The sequence below is a fragment of the Microbulbifer hydrolyticus genome (genome assembly GCF_009931115.1).
GTDB classification, from domain to species: domain Bacteria; phylum Pseudomonadota; class Gammaproteobacteria; order Pseudomonadales; family Cellvibrionaceae; genus Microbulbifer; species Microbulbifer hydrolyticus.
This window is the reverse complement of record NZ_CP047491.1, coordinates 1,822,840-1,839,333: the sequence shown is the minus strand read 5'-3', so window position 1 is coordinate 1,839,333 and position 16,494 is coordinate 1,822,840. Positions and strand designations below refer to the sequence as shown.

Genomic DNA, 16,494 nt, shown 5'->3' with positions numbered 1-16,494 from the left:
AGACATCACAACTGATGACCAGGAAACTATCAGACAGACAAATATCATTGCCCATAGCAATCAGAGCCATAGATATCAATAATTTCAATCAATGATTCTCAGCTAATAGTATTTACCTCATTCCCGATCACCCACGCCCCAAACACGGGGCAGACTCAATCTCAGGAGACAAGGAAATACCATGGCTAACTACATCAACAGCGAAATCAAACCCTTCAACGCCAAGGCCTACCAGTCCGGCGACTTCTTTGACGTCAGCGACGCGGACCTCAAGGGCAAGTGGTCTGTAGTGTTCTTCTACCCGGCGGACTTCACCTTCGTGTGTCCCACCGAGCTGGGCGATCTGGCCGACAACTACGCCGAGTTCCAGAAGCTGGGGGTTGAGATCTACTCCGTATCGACTGACACCCACTTCACCCACAAGGCGTGGCACGACACTTCCGAGACCATCGGCAAGATCCAGTTCCCGATGATCGGCGACCCCACCGGCACCATCACCCGCAACTTCGGGGTAATGATCGAAGAAGAAGGCATCGCAGACCGCGGTACTTTCGTGATCGATCCGGAAGGCAAGATCCAGATCGTGGAGATCAACGCCGGCGGTATCGGCCGCGATGCCCAGGACCTGCTGCGCAAGATTAAGGCCGCCCAGTACGTTGCTGCCCACCCGGGTGAAGTGTGCCCGGCCAAGTGGAAAGAAGGTGATGAAACCCTCGCTCCCTCTCTCGACCTGGTAGGCAAAATCTAAGTACTACTTCGTTCATACGAAGTACTGAAACACCCGAGAAGGTGCTGATGACGGGGGCAGCCTTGCGAAACCTTCCGCGAGAGGGACCTCGCGGAAGAGCCCCCATGGATGGGTTCACGGCGTGTTTCGCAAGGCTGCACCCGTCAGCAGCACCGCCACAGGACTTCACAAAACCACGAATTACCGAATACCAGGACACACCGATGTTGGACGCAAACGTAAAGAAACAACTGGACACCTATCTGCAAAATATCATCAATCCGATCGAGATCAGTGTGTCCGCCAACAGCAGCGCCAAAGGTGCTGAGCTGAACAGCCTCGCCAACGAAATTGCGGGGCTGTCAGACAAGATTGACCTCAAACAGGAAGACCGCAAGCGCACCCCGAGCATGGCTATTGCCCCCGCCGGTAAAACCCCGCGCGTCAGCTTTGCGGGTATACCCATGGGCCACGAATTCACCTCCCTGGTACTCGCCCTGTTGCAGGCCGGTGGCCACCCATCCAAGGCGGACCCGGAACTGCTTGAGCAGATCCGCAACATTGAGGGTGAATTCCATTTTGAAACCTATATCTCACTGTCGTGCCAGAACTGTCCGGACGTGGTTCAGGCACTGAACCTGATGGCGAACCTGAACCCGAACATCACCCACGAGATGATTGACGGTGCCCTGTTTCAGGAAGAAGTCGACGCGCGTCAGATCATGGCAGTACCGGCGGTCTACCTGAATGGTGAACATTTCGGCCAGGGCCGTATGAGCCTCGAGGAAATCGTGGCCAGGATCGATAGCGGCGCCGAGCAGCGCCAGGTGCAGGAGTTGAACGCACGCGAGCCTTACGATGTGCTGGTCCTGGGTGGCGGCCCTGCCGGTGCCGCCGCGGCGATCTACGCAGCGCGCAAAGGTATCCGCACCGCACTCGTGGCCGAACGCTTCGGTGGTCAGGTAATGGATACCGTGGGCATCGAGAACTTTATCTCGGTGCCGTATACCGAGGGCCCGAAACTGTCCGCTAGCCTGGAGCAGCATGTGAAGGAGTACGGTGTGGATATCATTACCGGGCAGCGCGCCGCCGATCTCAAACGGGCGCAGATGATTGAGCTGGAATTGAGCGGCGGCGCCACCCTCAGCAGCAAGTCAGTAATCCTCGCCACGGGCGCCCGCTGGCGCGAACTGGGTGTGCCGGGTGAAGCCGAGTATAAGACTCGCGGCGTGGCCTACTGCCCGCACTGTGACGGTCCCTTCTTCAAGGGCAAGGCTGTAGCGGTTATTGGCGGCGGCAACTCGGGTATCGAGGCGGCCATCGACCTCGCGGGTATCGTCAAGCATGTCACCGTGCTGGAATTTGCCGACACGCTGCGCGCCGATGAGGTGCTGGTACGCAAAGCGCGCTCAATGCCGAATATCGACATCATTACCAATGCGCAGACCACCGAGATCCTCGGCGATGGCAACAAGGTGAACGGTCTTCAGTACAGCAACCGCATCAGCGGTGAGAGCCACAAGCTGGAACTGGCTGGCGTTTTCGTGCAGATAGGTCTGGTACCCAATACTGAATTCCTCAAGGACAGCGGCCTGGAGATGAACCGCATGGGTGAGATCGTCATCAACGAGCGCGGTGCAACGTCGATCCCCGGCGTGTTCGCCGCCGGTGACGCCACTACCGTGCCCTACAAGCAGATCGTTATCTCCATGGGTGCCGGTGCGACTGCAGCCCTCGGCGCCTTCGATTACCTGATCCGCAGCTCGATTCCGGAAGACGAGCAATTACAAGATGAGCCCCTGTCTATGGCCGGCTAACACAGACCCTGGCCGGGTATTGGCCTCCCAGCAATACCCTAAAACCTGCCCCGGGCGGATTCTTTTCCGCCAGACACTGGGAACCATCCCTTTCGGCCGGTCCCCAACCGGCCTTTTTTTCGGTCTAAAAAAGCTTGTCGCTTTCGGTAACTAAAAGGGTTTACCCGTATGCATGGTTTCCCTAAAGTAATCTGAAACCAATAACGCTACAGAAAAACCATGCCATTTGCCGCCAGCGATCACTACCAAATCCACTACCAGTGTCAGGGCTCCGGCCCCGCAGTTGTCCTGTTACACAGCTTTCTCTGCGATGGCGAAATGTGGGCGGAACAGGTGGCAGCGTTGGCCAAGGACTACCGGGTAATCAATATCGACATCCGCGGCCACGGAAAATCGGGCGTTGCCGATAAGCCGCTGGATATTTACGACCTGGTGCAAGATGTTGTGGCGGTTCTGGATCAGGAGGGCGTCACCACCGCTCACTGGGCCGGACTCTCGATTGGCGGAATGATCGCTCTCAGAGCGGCGATTACGGTGCCCGAGCGGGTAAGCAGCCTGCTGTTGCTTGACACTCATGCCGGTACCGAAACGCGCTTCAAGGTCGCCAAGTACAAAATGCTGGTGGGGCTCGCCAAACTCTTTGGCATCCGGCCACTTCTCAACGTGGTGGCAAAACTGATGTTCGGCCGGCATACGCGCGCCCACCGCCCGGAACTGGTGGCCTACTGGAAAGAAAAGTTTGCAGCCATGCCGCTGGTATCGATCCAGCACATGGTAAATGCACTGTGCGCGCGCGATTCGTTAAAAGCCCGCCTCCCCCAGATCCAGCAGCCTGCAATGGTGATCGTGGGGGAAGAGGATGTATCGCTACCGCCGCCCTGCTCAGAAGCTCTCGCCAACCGGCTCGCCAACGCGGAGCTCGAAGTCATAAAGCACGCCGGGCACCTGTCGAGTCTCGAGCAACCACACGACGTCAACCGGGTGATGCTCGACTTCCTGGCCACCTGTGCCAACAAAGCACCCGCCGACAAGGTGCCCTCGCCCTCCGCCTGACCCTGCTTCGCCGATGGTATCCGGCTGATTCTCATTAATGGTGACAGTCTCGTTATTGCCTGAGCATTCCGGTTGTCGAGAGCACCCGGTGACAGGGTAGAAATGCGGACATATCTTTTCAGTACTTTACTGGCGTGAACGTGCACTACCTGATAACGTTTCTCACCTGGAACTGATGAGTCAAATTCAGTCGACACCTGATTGCCGGCAACTTTGACTATCATCCCAACTCTGGCTGAAACAGGAGAATTACGCCATGTCCTTCAAGTCCCTCGCTTTGCTGTCACTTCTGGCCCTGCCAATCTCCGCCCTGGCCGACTGGCAACTGGTAGGCGGAGACTCCAGCGTCCATTTTGTGTCGATCAAAAAGGCCAGCATTCCCGAAACCCACCACTTTAAAACCCTCGCCGGTACTATCTCCGACGAAGGTAAGGCACAGCTGACGATCGATCTGGCGAGTGTCGAGACCAGTATCCCGATCCGCAATGAGCGCATGCAAAAAATGCTGTTCGAAACCGCACAGTTTGCCAAGGCAACCATCACTGCAGACGTTGACGCTGCCAAGCTGAAAGCACTGCAGCCCGGCGAGTCCATGTCGATGACAGCAGAACTGACCGTGGATGTGCATGGCCAGCAACAGACTGAAAAAGCGCACCTGCAGGTGACCGGCCTTGCCGACAACATGGTGCAGGTAACCACCAATGCTCCGATCGTGCTGAAGGCGGGTAACTACAAACTGCTGGAAGGTATCGAGAAACTGCGTGAAGTTGCCGGCCTCGACAGTATCAGCCCGATTGTGCCGGTGACCGCCAGACTGGTGTTCAAAGCGAATTGACCGGACCGCGCATTTCGCGTCGTGCCTTGCCTGCCAAAGGCCCGATGCGAATATGGCATTGCCGACGATCGGCTTGCCAGCCCCAAACATCCATGTATCGCGGCGCAGAGGCCCCAGGGATGGCATCGCGGCGTGTCTGAGAAGTCACTACTGGTGGTGAAAAGCCACAAACTCTGCTGAAACTCCGCCGCCCACTGCGATCCTCCGGATAAATCCGCTAGAATCCCTCCAAATTTCGAAACCCGATCAAAGGTAAGGGCCCATGGCATCACTGCAGGATCAGCTGCTCAAGGCAGGCTTGGTAGACGGCAAGAAAGCCAAGCAGATCAGCAAGGAAAAGCGCAAACAGAACAAAGTGGCGAAGAAATCTGGCGAAGTCCAGGTGGATGAGGCCAAGCAGGCTGCGGACCAGGCCCGGGCAGCCAAGATTGCCCGGGACCGGGAGCTGAACGCCCAGCGCGAGGCGGCCGCCCAACAGAAGGCCATTGCCGCGCAGATCAAACAGCTGATCGAGCGCAACAAGCAGCCCAAGGGCGCCAATGGCAGGGATGACATTGCGTACCACTTCACCTTCGAAAAGAAAGTGAAAAAAATCTATGTCTCCAATGCCGTGCAGGAACACCTCACGGCCGGTCGCCTGCTGATTGTGGGTGAAGGAGAACACTTCGAACTGGTGCCGCGCGTCATCGCCGACAAGATCGCCGAGCGCAACCCGGCAATGGTCGTGCAGCCGCCAGAGAGCAGCGCGCAAGTGGAAGAAGACGATCCCTATGCGGGCTATGAAATCCCCGACGACCTGATGTGGTAACGCGATGTCCGATAGCGATCCGGTAATCTCCCAGGTAAAGCAATGGCTGCAGGATGTCGTGGTCGGGCTCAACCTCTGCCCTTTCGCGCGCAAGCCGATGCGTTCGGGGCAAATCCGCTATGTCGTAAGCGATGCCAATAGTAATGAGGTATTGCTGGAAGAGCTGCAGGACGAATTTGAGGTGCTCGACCGCACCTCGGAAGAAGAAGTGGAGACCACTCTACTGATTCTGCCTACCCAGTTGCGGGACTTTCACGACTACAACACCTTTCTCGGCGAAGCGGAGCGGCTGCTGCAGCGTCAGGGCTACGAGGGTGTCTACCAGGTAGCCAGCTTCCACCCCCACTACCAGTTCGCCAATACCGAGCCAGAAGACACGGAAAACCTGACCAACCGCTCCCCGTACCCGATTCTGCACCTGCTGCGGGAAAAAAGCCTGGAACGGGGCCTGGAAAACTACCCCGACCCGGAAAGTATTCCCCACAACAATATCCTGCGTGTTGAAGCACTGACAGAAAAGGAAAAGCGCGCGCTGTTTCCCTATCTCTTCGGTGGCTGACAATGAGTAAGGGAAGGCGCTAGTGCGCCCTCTCCCGTCATACAGCCCCGTTACGGCGGGCAGCCATCCAGTTGCTCACGCAGTGCGGTGAAAGCCTGGTACTGGGTGAAATACACCTTGCCCGACAATTCATCCAGAAAGCCACAACGCGCAAGGGAATCCATCACGGGTCCCTTCACTTCCGACAGGTGAAAGCAGATCCCTGACGCCTGTAACTGCTCGTTGATCGCTTCCAGTGACTCCAGCGCACTCCAGTCGATTTCATTGATGGCACTGCACATCAGGATCACGTGGCGCACTTCCGGTGTCGCAGCGATATCCCCGTAGATCCGCTCTTCCAGAAATGCCGCGTTGGAAAACATCAGGCTTTCATCCACACGGATGGTCAGAATCTGCGGCAGTGTACGCACCTGGTGACGCTGGATATTGCGGAAGTGCTCGGTGCCTTCCACCAGGCCCACCTCGGCAATATGGGGCTTTGACGTGCGATACAGAAACAACACAATGGAAGCCAGTACACCGCAGGATACGCCGATCTCCACACCGAACAACAGGGTCACCACGATGGTGGTGAGTACTGCAAAAAAATCACTGGGAGAGTAATGCCAGGTCTTTTTCAGTATTGAAAAGTCCACCAGCGACAGTACCGCCACGATAATGGTCGCCGCCAGCGTGGCCTTGGGCAGGTAGTACAGGAACGGCGTCAGGAACATGGCAGCCAGTGCTATGCCGACCGCGGTAAAAATACTGGCCATCTGAGTTTCCGCACCGGCGTCAAAATTCACCACCGAACGGGAGAAGCCCCCGGTTACCGGAAAACCGCCGGATACCCCGGACGCAATATTGGCGCTGCCGAGGCCAATCAATTCCTGGTTCAAATCAATTTTCTGCCGGCGCTTGGCACCAAGGGTCTTGCCCACGGAGATGGACTCGACATAGCCGATGATCGAAATCATGATCGCCGGCACCGCGAGCTGCCGGACCAGTTCCAGCGAAAAGTTGGGCCACATAAACTGTGGCAGGCCACTGGGTATCTCCCCCACCAGCTTGACCCCCTTGCCCTCCAAGCCGAAGCCACTGGCCAGCAGGATGGTGGCAATCACCCCGACCACGGGCGCCGCCTTGACCAGCAGTGCCGCAGCGTTTTTCGACAGGGAAAATCGCTGCAACAGGGAGACAGCGCCTTTTCGTGACCAGAACAGAAACAGTACGACGGCAAAGCCAATCAGCAGTGAATAGACATTGGTCTGCGCCAGCCCCGCGAACATCGACTCTGCAAGCTCGGGTAAATTGTCGCCGTGCGCGGTAACGCCCATCAGGTGCTTCAACTGACTGAATGCAATCAGGATGCCCGATGCGGTAATAAAGCCGGAGATCACCGGGTGCGACAGGAAGTTGGCAAGGAAGCCAAGCCGCAAGATACCCAGTAACAGTAGAAACAGGCCGGAGAGAAACGCCAGCAACATGGCCGCGAGCAAATAGTCGGCGGTATTTTGAGCTGCTACCTGGCTCAGGGCGGCCGCGCTCATCAGCGATGCCACCGCCACCGGCCCCACCGACAGCGTGCGGCTACTACCAAATAAGGCATACGCCACCAGCGGCGCCATACTGGCATACAGACCAACTTCCGCCGGCAATCCCGCCAGCAGCGCATAAGCCAGTGACTGCGGGATCAGCATAATGGTGACGATCAGCGCTGCCAGCAGGTCCTTGTGCAAAACAGACAGCGAATAGCCCGGCAGCCAAGTGGCCGCTGGCAGAAAACGGCCCAGCTTGCGCACCGGGCCGCTATTGAAGACATCTTTCACGTGCTGAAATCCCTAGTAGGTCACCAGCACGCCGCTGATATCAAAACCGGCCTTCTGCGCGGCCTGATGCAGCTGCTCTTTGTCCGCGCCATTCAGGCACCCTGCCGCCGCCCAGAGATTACAGGAGCGGTTGCCGGTGCGGCAGAATGCATGCACTTTCTTACCACTGCTGAGCAGCCTGGCAAACTCCTCACTATGTGCTGGCTGCATCTGTCCGCGGGAAAATGGAATGGCGACAAACGCCATCCCGGCCGCGGTGACCGCATGCTCCAGGTCAGCAAAGCTGGCATTGTCTTCCGCCTCATTTTCCGGTCGGTTGCACACAACCACTTCCACGCCCTGCTCCGCCAGTGCGGCGAATTCATCAAGCGCAGGCTCTGCAGAAATGCTTACCTGTGAATCCAGTGTCTTGCGTTCCATAGCCGCTTCCTCAACTTGAAATTTCAGTTGCCGATCAAAGCTTGTTGATCGGTACTTTCAGATAGACGGTGCCATTATCTTCTGCCGGTGGCATCTGACCCGCGCGAATATTCACCTGAATGGATGGCAGGATTAGCCGGGGCATCCCTAGGGTGGCGTCGCGCTCGCTACGCATCTTCACAAACTCATCCTCTGTGACACCTTCGTGCAAGTGGATGTTGTCGCGCTTCTGCGCGCCGACGGTAGTTTCGCATTCATGCTCCCGTGTGCCATTGGGCGGGTAGTCGTGACACATGAACATGCGGGTCTCTTCCGGCAAAGCCAGTAGCTTGTGCACGGACTTGTAGAGTGCACGGGCATCACCGCCAGGGAAATCACAACGGGCACTGCCCACATCCGGCAAAAACAGTGTGTCACCCACAAACAGCGCGTCACCGATCAGCCAGGCCATATCGGCCGGTGTGTGCCCCGGAACGTAGATCACCTGCCCTTCCAGGTCGCCGATCTTGAACGTGTCGCCGTCATGGAACAGGTGGTCAAACTGTGAACCGTCGACCAGGAATTCTTTTTCCAGGTTGAATACATCCCGAAAGATGCCCTGCACCTGACGAATATGGTCGCCAATAGCGATCTTGCCGCCGAGCTGCTCACGGATAAACGGTGCCGCCGACAGGTGGTCGGCATGCGCGTGGGTTTCCAGCACCCACTCGACCGTCAGGTCGTTTTCACGCACAAACGCGACAATTCTTTCAGCGCCAGCAGTGCTGGTGCGCCCGGAAGCCTGGTCAAAGTCCAATACCGCGTCGATTACCGCTGCGCTACCTCCAGCGCGATCGTAAACGACGTAACTCCACGTCTCAGTGTCGGAGTCGAGAAAGGGCTCCACCTGTGGGCGACGGTCGGTTTCAGTCATGGTCTGCATCCTGGTTACCCCTCAATGCGCTCAAATTGACAAGATCATATAGATCGTTTGGTTATACCATAATAACCAAAAAACAATATACTTGTTAACATTATATTTTCAAATATAATATATTTTCATTAACCAAATATATTGACTATTACACAAGAACCCTAAAATGCCCGATACCAGTCATATACAGCTCGACAAAATGCGTGCTGCAGCAGGGGAAGCCTCTTTGATGCTTCGATCGCTGGGCAACCAGGACCGCCTGCTCCTGCTCTGCCAGCTATGCGAGGAAGAGCTGTGTGTCAGCGATCTGGAGGAGCGACTGGATATCCACCAGCCTAGCCTGTCACAGCAGCTGGGCGTGCTTCGCCGGGAAGGCCTGGTTGCCACCCGCAAGGAGGGGAAACGGGTCTATTACCGGGTCGCCGATCGTAGGGTTCTGGCCCTTTTGCAAACTTTGTATCAACTGTATTGCGCGGAGTAATTCACCACCATGAACATCGACTGGAATGCATTCACCCCTATGTCCGCCCTCGCGGGCGGTATCCTGATCGGGATTGCCAGCGCCTGGCTGATCCTGATGAATGGTCGCATCGCCGGGATCTCAGGCATCCTCGGCGGCCTGCTCGGGGGCGAGCGAGGCAACCGCGGCTGGCAATTCGCGTTTATTCTCGGGCTGCTGGCGGGCCCGGCTATCTGGGGACTGTTCCACGCCCTCCCCGTCATGGAGATTCGTGCCAGCACGCCAATGCTGATCGGTGCGGGCCTGCTGGTAGGCATAGGCACACGCTACGCTGCCGGCTGCACCAGTGGGCACGGCGTGTGCGGCCTTTCCCGCCTGTCACCGCGCTCTCTTGCGGCCACCGCCACCTTTATGTTTGGTGGCTTCGCCACTGTTTACGTTGTTCGCCACCTACTGGGAGCCTGAGACGATGAATAAAGTATCCCTTTCTGCCTTCGTATCCGGGCTGATTTTCAGTTTCGGGCTATTGCTCTCCGGCATGGCCAACCCGGAAAAAGTACTCGGCTTTCTCGACCTCTTTGGTGCCTGGGACCCCTCTCTGGCTCTGGTGATGGGCGGGGCAATCGCTGTCGGGCTACCCGCATTCATGCTTGCGAAGAAGCGCAAGACTGCGGTGCTGGGCGGCGAGATCAACCTCCCCAGCAAGCGCAACCTCGACAAGCGCCTGATTCTCGGCAGTCTGGTTTTCGGAATCGGCTGGGGGCTGGCGGGTTTCTGCCCCGGCCCCGGCATTGTGGCAAGCGGCGCACTGAAAACCGGCGCGCTGGTCTTTACAGCGTCCATGGTCGCCGGCATGCTCGCCTTCCGCTGGCTCGAGAGCTTACGCAGCTAATCGGACCATTCTGGCTGATCGCTGGCCCCGCGCCGGTACCAGAGGCTATCCTGTTGGAACCCATTCAGCCTCTGGTACACGACTGTACAAGTGATGCGGGCACACCGACTGATCCCAAAATGGCTTAGAAACTACCGCCGCCAATGGTTGCCTTCCGACATTACTGCGGCACTGGTTTCCGGCATGCTGCTGGTACCCCAGGGGCTTGCCTACGCATTGCTGGCAGGCCTGCCACCGTATGTCGGGCTCTACGCCAGTCTGGTGCCACTCATTGCTTACGCGGTGTTTGGCAGCAGCAGCGCCATGTCGGTAGGTCCCGCCGCCGTCCTCTCCCTGATGACGGTTTCAGCGCTCTCACCTATAGCCGTGATGGGCAGCCCGGAATACATCGGTGCTGCCATCGTACTCACGCTATTGAGTGGCCTGTTTCTGTTTACCATGGGGCTATTCAAGCTCGGCACTCTTTCCAACCTGCTCAGCCATCCGGTGATCAGTGGCTTCGTTTCCGGTGCTGCCGCGTTAATTATCGTCGGCCAGCTACCTGCCCTGCTCGGTATCGAAGCCGATGGCAAGACCGCCTCGGTGAAACTGGTTCACGTGATCGAGCATCTGCCCGATGCACACCTGCCGACAATGATCTTCGGGGTCGCCACTGCTCTGCTGTTAATCTTTAGCCGCATATGGCTGCCAATGCTGTTGTTCCGGCTGGGCACGCCGAAACAGTTCGCGCGCCTCGCGGCGAGACTGATGCCGATGCTGCTTGTACTGTGCTCTATTGCCCTTGTGCACTGGCTCAGGCTCGGCGACAAGCTGGATATTGTCGGAGAAATTCCATCGGGGCTGCCAGAAGTAGTGATACCCGAATGGAACGGAGCGCTGGTCTATCGGCTCCTGTTGCCGGCCCTGATAATCGCCCTGCTGACCTTTGTGGAAAGCCTTTCCATTGCGCAGGCTGTGGCTGCACGCCGTGGCGAGCGCCTGAACGCCGATGGTGAACTGCTGGGACTGGGTGCTGCCAACGTGACAAGTGCACTATCCGGCGGCCTGCCCGTCGCCGGCAGCTTTTCGCGCACCGCCGTCAATGCCGAGGCCGGCGCCGCATCGCCACTGGCCGGCGTGCTCGCCGCACTGGTAATGGTACCTGTGCTTCTGTTCCTGACCGGAATGTTCAGCGAGCTGCCACTGACCGTGCTGGCGGCCATCATCATTGTTGCCGCAGCCAGCCTGTTTGATTTTCGCGGATTCATTCACAACTGGCGCTACGACCGCACCGACGGCATCGCCATGTCGTGCACCTTTGCCGGGGTATTACTGTTTGGTGTGGAAGCGGGAATCGCACTCGGTATCGGTCTCTCCTTTGCCACCCTGATCTGGCGCAGCAGTCGGCCGCATATCGCGGTTGTAGGGCGCGTACCAGGTACCGAGCACTTCCGCAATGTCCTGCGCCACGATGTAGAAACACACAATGACATCCTGTTTTTAAGAATCGACGAAAGCCTTTTCTTCAGCAATATCAGCGCCGTAGAAGACCGCCTTTTGAGCGAGCTCAAACGGCACCCCGCAACTCGCGAACTGGTCCTTATTCTGTCTTCGGTCAGCCGTATCGACGGCACTGCGCTGGAGCGCCTGCAGCAGATCAATAAGGACCTGCAAAGCCGCAGTATCCGCCTTCATCTTTCCGAGGTGAAAGGTCCGGTTCTCGACCGCCTGAGCCGCTCCAAGCTTCTGGAAAAACTTACCGGGCGAATATTTCTCTCATCCTATATTGCGGAACTTGCGTTGCAGCAAGGGGAGGAAGACCCACCCCCGGAACAGGAGCCAGCGTAAACTCCTGTACGCACGGGCCCAACACTGGCAATATATACAGTGTTTTACTCAGGTGACGCAGAGTTTTCATGTCAGGCAAAGAGTCCAATCTCACGGAAGAGCAGCAGGCCATAGCCAACCATGCCGGGGGGCACGCGAAAATCATTGCGGTAGCCGGCTCCGGCAAGACCACCGCGCTGCTCCACTACATCAAGAACCGGCTGGAGGCCGGCATCGCTCCCCAGCGAATGCTGGTACTGATGTACAACCGCAGTGCAAAAGATGACTTCGCCCTGCGTCTTGCAGACCTTTGCGGAAGCCAGGTGCCGCGCGTCAACACCTTCCACAGCCTCGGTTTTCAGCTTTACCAGCGCATGATTGCCCGCGGTCAAATCGAGCGAGCGGACCTTACCCCCCTGCCCCAATCGGTGGTTCAACTGCAGATCTGGAAAGCGATTGAAGCCTGTGCATCCCCGGCTGAGATTGAAGAGATCCGTGCACGGAAGCAGTCCGAAACCGAGGCTGCCGAGTTTTTCATCGACTACACAAAAACCGTTCTCAGCGGTGACCTGAGTGCATTCCAGCGGCTCAAGCTCGGCGATGAATACATGTACTTCCTGAAGGTCTTTCGCCACTTTGAAGACTGGCGGCGCGCACGGAATGCGGTTACCTACGCTGACTTGATTTACGACCCGGCGATCGTCTTCAGCCAGCAGCCTGAAATCGCGCAGCAATATGGCGGATTTTACGAGGATATTCTGGTAGACGAGTATCAGGACATCAATGAAGTGCAACATTACCTGTTGCGTATTCTTCATGGAAAATCCGGTAATGTGATCGCTATCGGCGACCCGGACCAGACGATTTACGAGTGGCGCGGGTCGCGGCCGGAATTCTTGCTGCGCCTTTTTGACGGCGACTTCCCCCCGTCCAACGTATATCAACTGAGCCGCACCTTCCGCTACGGCCACAGCCTCTCGCTGGCCGCCAATCACTTCATTCAAAACAATCGTGAGCGTGCCGATGTTTTTTGTGTTTCCGGCAACCCGCAAGCCAAAACTCACTTGCAACAGGTAAACACCGGCAATGAAGGCAAATGGCTGGTGGAGCATGTGCGCCGCTGCCAACAGCAGGGCAAGTCGCTCGGTGAGATGGCAATCCTGGTACGCCTGTGGTCACTGGCCGCACCGCTGGAGCTGGCACTACTGGCACACAATATTCCCTACCGGTCCGGTAACCGCAATACAGTGCTTTCCCGGCGCGAACTGCGGCCGCTTTTCTGGAGCCTGAATATTGCCGCTGGCCGCTTTGCCGAGCAATCGAGCAAGCGCCGGACTCAGGGGCTGTATGAATGGCTGACCGCCCCGCATATCCGGATTCCGCGAGCGGTACTCGAACCGATGTGCGAGCGGCTCGGCCAATATGAAAAAGGCTGGGGGAAGCAATTGCTCAAACTGATCCCGGAATCGCTGAGCCAACCCCAGGTCAAACGCCTGCGGCAGCGCGCAGAACTGTTGCAGCAGATAGAAAAGTGGCGCGGCCACGGTGGCGAGCTACTACGCCGGCAGCTCGGCGAGCTGGACTACCTGAGCGGCATCGGGGAGGACGCCTTCAATCGTCAGCAGGCCGAGGAAAAGCAGCAGACCATTCTGGCATTCTGCCAGTATCTGGACCAGTTGCGCCTGCCACCGCGAGAAACACTGGAACACCTCCAGCAGCTTCAGCTGCAGCACCAGCAACAAAGCCGCAGCGATAGCACTAACGCCAAACCCACCGACACAATCCAGATCACCACCATGCACCAGGCCAAAGGCCTTGAGTGGGATCAGGTCATCATTCCGTCCCTGACGGTACACAACATGCCCTATCAACCACAAAGGGACTTCTCGACCCCGGCATCCACGGAGAGTGAGCGTCGCCTTATGTATGTGGCCATGACCCGCGCGAAAAAACAGTTGTATCTGCTTACACCACCAACAGAAAGTACACAGCAAGACACAAGCAGTCCGGACCTTGAACAGAAGCCCTCATTGTTCCTCGACGAAATGCACCTGCCACTCAGCAACTTATTGGGCGAGACGTTGCGCGAGCGTCCGCACAATATAACCACGCAGGTACCGATAACTCGTCTGGCGCTGCGGTACCTTGCCGCCTGCGAGTACAACCCGGATATCAATGCACCGCGTGCGGCTCTGCGCAAGCCGCAATTGGGGGAAAGTGTCCGGCACCAAAAGCTGGGCTATGGCCGGGTGACCAAATGGGAGGATTCAAAAGTAGAGATACTGTTCAGCGATCGCAGGACGCGCCGCTTCGACTGGGAAAAACTCACACAATTCCTGATGTAAAAAGGGAGAGTTTTACTCTCCCTCGGAACCCTGCGCGAACTGCTGACTGACATTGAAAAACAGCGGGTACTCTTCGCCCGACTCAGGGTCTCGCACCTGCATTTTGTCGTAGATGCCCTGCTTATCGTAGACGATAGACTGGTCCAGAACCTGAAGCCCCTTAAGGCGAACAAAGCCCCGCAGCTCGGATGTACTGATCGTCTGGAAGGCACTTTCCTGAGACTTTCCATCGCCACTATTTTCAATAGAGGTCATTAACCCCTCTACCATATATCGATGAAGGTCTTCGCGCTCAAATTCTCCCGCCTGCCCGCTGCACACGACACCAATCATATGTGCCTCCAGGCTCATATAATTGTATTTGAGCACCCGATCCACATTGCGCAGGCAGCCATCAAAATCCGCGCTCTCCACCGAGCTATAGGCCTCCGGTAATCCCTCCAGTTTTACGCCACCATAAGGGTTGTACTCGGAGGATTGTACATAGGCCTTGCGCAGGCGATCAAAATCCAGGGTGAAACTAAGCTGGTAGGCTTCTTCCAGCAACTGGCGGTATTCACTCTGATTCTGCTTGCGTAAGCCCGGCTCGTCGACTGCCTCCTTCATCCCCTGACCACTACAAGCGGCCAGCGTAGCAGCCACACTTATCGCCAGTGTCCGCAAAACAACCCCGCGGAAGTTGAGAATCGGTTTATGAGGATGTGTTGCCATCTTTTGCTTCCGTTGCCGGTTTAACCCGGATTCCAAATAGACCTTTCTGTTGCGCCTGAACCAGTTGCGTGCGGGGGCGAAGGAAATCGCGTAATTTTTCCTGCTCCCACATGGCATCCTGATAGCCCAACTCCATAAGCTCGCCCAGATAGGGCTTTTCAAACAAGAGGTAACTGGCAGCTGAAGCGCCGCCTCCGGACGTAGTGGCCCCGGTAGATCGAAACAGCCAGCGCAGTGCTGGTGGCAGGTAGCGAACCTTGCGCCCGGCGATACGATCCAGGCTTTGGCTGGGTTCGATCACTGCGGATTCAACCGCACGAAGCGGTGCAAGCCCCGGGAGCACCTTATCTTCTACAGAGTCCAGCAGTAAATTGACCCTGTCGAGGTGCTCAAGATCTCCTTCCAAACTGTCGATAAACGCTGCGTTGAACAACTGCCCGCCTATTTGTGCCAGCGACGGTGAGTGCTTCGCCACTTTGCGGCGCTTGCCCCAGTGAACCGGAGAACGGTTGTCTGACACCCCCACCACAAATACCCGCGAGGCTCCAAGGTGCAGCGCGGGACTGATCGGCGCCAGTTGCCGCACGGCGCCATCGCCGAAATAATCTTCCCCGATTTTCACCGACGGGAACAATGTCGGAATGGCAGCGGAAGCCATCAGGTGTTCGACCGTAAGCTGCGTTCTCTCTCCGCACCGGCGAAACCGCCGCCACTCCAGCAGATCATCACTTCCCTGGAAAAAGCTGACTGATTCGCCCTCGCTGTAGGACATCGCATTGACACTGACGGCCCGCAGCCATCCCTCATCAATGTTGCGCTGGATGTTCGCAAACGGGATCACCTCGCTCACCAACTCGCGCAGTGGCCCATTGTCCAACAGCGCCAGGGGCTTGCGGCGGGCAACGCCGTGATTGAAAAAAGAGCGCGAAATGGTCAGAACGTTACCGAGCAAGCTGCTCCAGTTACTGCAATATATCTGGTCAACCGTGAGCCCCATCCACAGATCGCACAGGCGCGCCACGGCCTCCTTGAAAGTGCCGGGGTGCGTAGCCAGAAGCAGTGCATTCACCGCTCCAGCGGAGGTGCCGCAGATGATTTTAAACGGGTGTGATTCCGTATCCGGGGTCAGTTCAGCCAGGGCCTTGAGCACACCAACCTGATAGGCGGCACGCGCGCCACCGCCCGACAGCACCAGTGCGCCGGCATCGACTATTTGAGAGGGAGGCGGAATGTTTACCGACAAAGCTTGCTACCAGATCGACAAAAACCGGGATGGCATTTCAATTTCGCTCATATTTCGAGCAGCCCATCCCATCGAAGATTATTGTGGCTAATTCAGC

At 57.2% G+C, this 16,494-nt stretch carries 16 protein-coding genes; 11 read left to right on the top strand and 5 right to left on the bottom strand.

All coding sequences use genetic code 11. The annotated features are described in order from the left end of the window. Window positions 1-181 precede the first annotated feature (181 nt). The 6 genes from ahpC to GTQ55_RS07730 all read left to right on the top strand — a co-directional run bounded on the left by ahpC (window position 182) and on the right by GTQ55_RS07730 (window position 5,799). Window positions 182-748 (top strand): alkyl hydroperoxide reductase subunit C, encoded by a 567-nt coding sequence (gene ahpC, locus GTQ55_RS07755; protein ID WP_161858215.1) that lies wholly within the window; start codon window positions 182-184, stop codon window positions 746-748. A gap of 203 nt (window positions 749-951) precedes the next feature. Continuing rightward, a complete protein-coding gene (ahpF, locus tag GTQ55_RS07750) occupies window positions 952-2,544 on the top strand; it encodes an alkyl hydroperoxide reductase subunit F (RefSeq protein WP_161858214.1) in 1,593 nt (530 codons plus the stop codon). Window positions 2,545-2,763: 219 nt separating this feature from the next. Continuing rightward, window positions 2,764-3,597: an alpha/beta fold hydrolase gene (locus GTQ55_RS07745; protein WP_161858213.1), complete on the top strand. Its 834-nt coding sequence runs from the start codon at window positions 2,764-2,766 to the stop codon at window positions 3,595-3,597. 256 nt (window positions 3,598-3,853) lie between these two features. Then, window positions 3,854-4,432: a YceI family protein gene (locus GTQ55_RS07740; protein WP_161858212.1), complete on the top strand. Its 579-nt coding sequence runs from the start codon at window positions 3,854-3,856 to the stop codon at window positions 4,430-4,432. A gap of 262 nt (window positions 4,433-4,694) precedes the next feature. After that, a complete protein-coding gene (locus GTQ55_RS07735; RefSeq protein ID WP_161858211.1) occupies window positions 4,695-5,240 on the top strand; it encodes a DUF2058 domain-containing protein in 546 nt (181 codons plus the stop codon). Between the two features lie 4 nt (window positions 5,241-5,244). Then, window positions 5,245-5,799 (top strand): DUF1415 domain-containing protein, encoded by a 555-nt coding sequence (locus GTQ55_RS07730; protein WP_161858210.1) that lies wholly within the window; start codon window positions 5,245-5,247, stop codon window positions 5,797-5,799. 50 nt (window positions 5,800-5,849) lie between these two features. On the opposite strand, the gene GTQ55_RS07725 is transcribed toward GTQ55_RS07730, so the two are convergent. The 3 genes from GTQ55_RS07725 to GTQ55_RS07715 are packed head-to-tail and all read right to left on the bottom strand — an operon-like array spanning window position 5,850 to window position 8,949. Then, window positions 5,850-7,607 (bottom strand): SulP family inorganic anion transporter, encoded by a 1,758-nt coding sequence (locus GTQ55_RS07725; protein ID WP_237567882.1) that lies wholly within the window; start codon window positions 7,605-7,607, stop codon window positions 5,850-5,852. Window positions 7,608-7,619: 12 nt separating this feature from the next. Beyond that, the gene (locus tag GTQ55_RS07720) at window positions 7,620-8,027 is read right to left on the bottom strand and encodes a protein tyrosine phosphatase family protein (protein WP_161858209.1); all 408 of its coding nucleotides are present in this window, start codon (window positions 8,025-8,027) and stop codon (window positions 7,620-7,622) included. 34 nt (window positions 8,028-8,061) lie between these two features. After that, the gene (locus GTQ55_RS07715) at window positions 8,062-8,949 is read right to left on the bottom strand and encodes an MBL fold metallo-hydrolase (RefSeq protein ID WP_420028970.1); all 888 of its coding nucleotides are present in this window, start codon (window positions 8,947-8,949) and stop codon (window positions 8,062-8,064) included. Between the two features lie 157 nt (window positions 8,950-9,106). Here GTQ55_RS07715 and GTQ55_RS07710 point away from each other — a divergent pair, with 157 nt between their 5' ends. The 5 genes from GTQ55_RS07710 to GTQ55_RS07690 all read left to right on the top strand — a co-directional run bounded on the left by GTQ55_RS07710 (window position 9,107) and on the right by GTQ55_RS07690 (window position 14,443). Continuing rightward, window positions 9,107-9,421 carry an ArsR/SmtB family transcription factor gene (locus GTQ55_RS07710; protein ID WP_161858207.1) on the top strand — a complete coding sequence of 105 codons (315 nt, stop codon included), beginning with the start codon at window positions 9,107-9,109 and terminating at the stop codon, window positions 9,419-9,421. A gap of 9 nt (window positions 9,422-9,430) precedes the next feature. Continuing rightward, a complete protein-coding gene (locus GTQ55_RS07705) occupies window positions 9,431-9,865 on the top strand; it encodes a YeeE/YedE family protein (protein WP_161858206.1) in 435 nt (144 codons plus the stop codon). A gap of 4 nt (window positions 9,866-9,869) precedes the next feature. Then, window positions 9,870-10,292: a DUF6691 family protein gene (locus GTQ55_RS07700; RefSeq protein ID WP_161858205.1), complete on the top strand. Its 423-nt coding sequence runs from the start codon at window positions 9,870-9,872 to the stop codon at window positions 10,290-10,292. Window positions 10,293-10,385: 93 nt separating this feature from the next. Then, complete coding sequence (locus GTQ55_RS07695) at window positions 10,386-12,119, top strand: SulP family inorganic anion transporter (protein WP_161858204.1); 1,734 nt, start codon at window positions 10,386-10,388, stop codon at window positions 12,117-12,119. Window positions 12,120-12,187: 68 nt separating this feature from the next. Further along, the gene (locus tag GTQ55_RS07690; RefSeq protein WP_161858203.1) at window positions 12,188-14,443 is read left to right on the top strand and encodes an ATP-dependent helicase; all 2,256 of its coding nucleotides are present in this window, start codon (window positions 12,188-12,190) and stop codon (window positions 14,441-14,443) included. 12 nt (window positions 14,444-14,455) lie between these two features. Here GTQ55_RS07690 and GTQ55_RS07685 read toward each other — a convergent pair whose 3' ends face one another. Both GTQ55_RS07685 and GTQ55_RS07680 read right to left on the bottom strand, forming a co-directional pair. After that, entirely contained in the window at window positions 14,456-15,154 is a 699-nt protein-coding gene (locus tag GTQ55_RS07685) for a DUF4919 domain-containing protein (protein WP_161858202.1), read from the bottom strand. Beyond that, window positions 15,135-16,397: a patatin-like phospholipase family protein gene (locus GTQ55_RS07680; protein WP_221296186.1), complete on the bottom strand. Its 1,263-nt coding sequence runs from the start codon at window positions 16,395-16,397 to the stop codon at window positions 15,135-15,137. The genes GTQ55_RS07685 and GTQ55_RS07680 overlap by 20 nt, the downstream gene beginning before the upstream one ends. Between the last annotated feature and the right edge of the window lie 97 nt (window positions 16,398-16,494).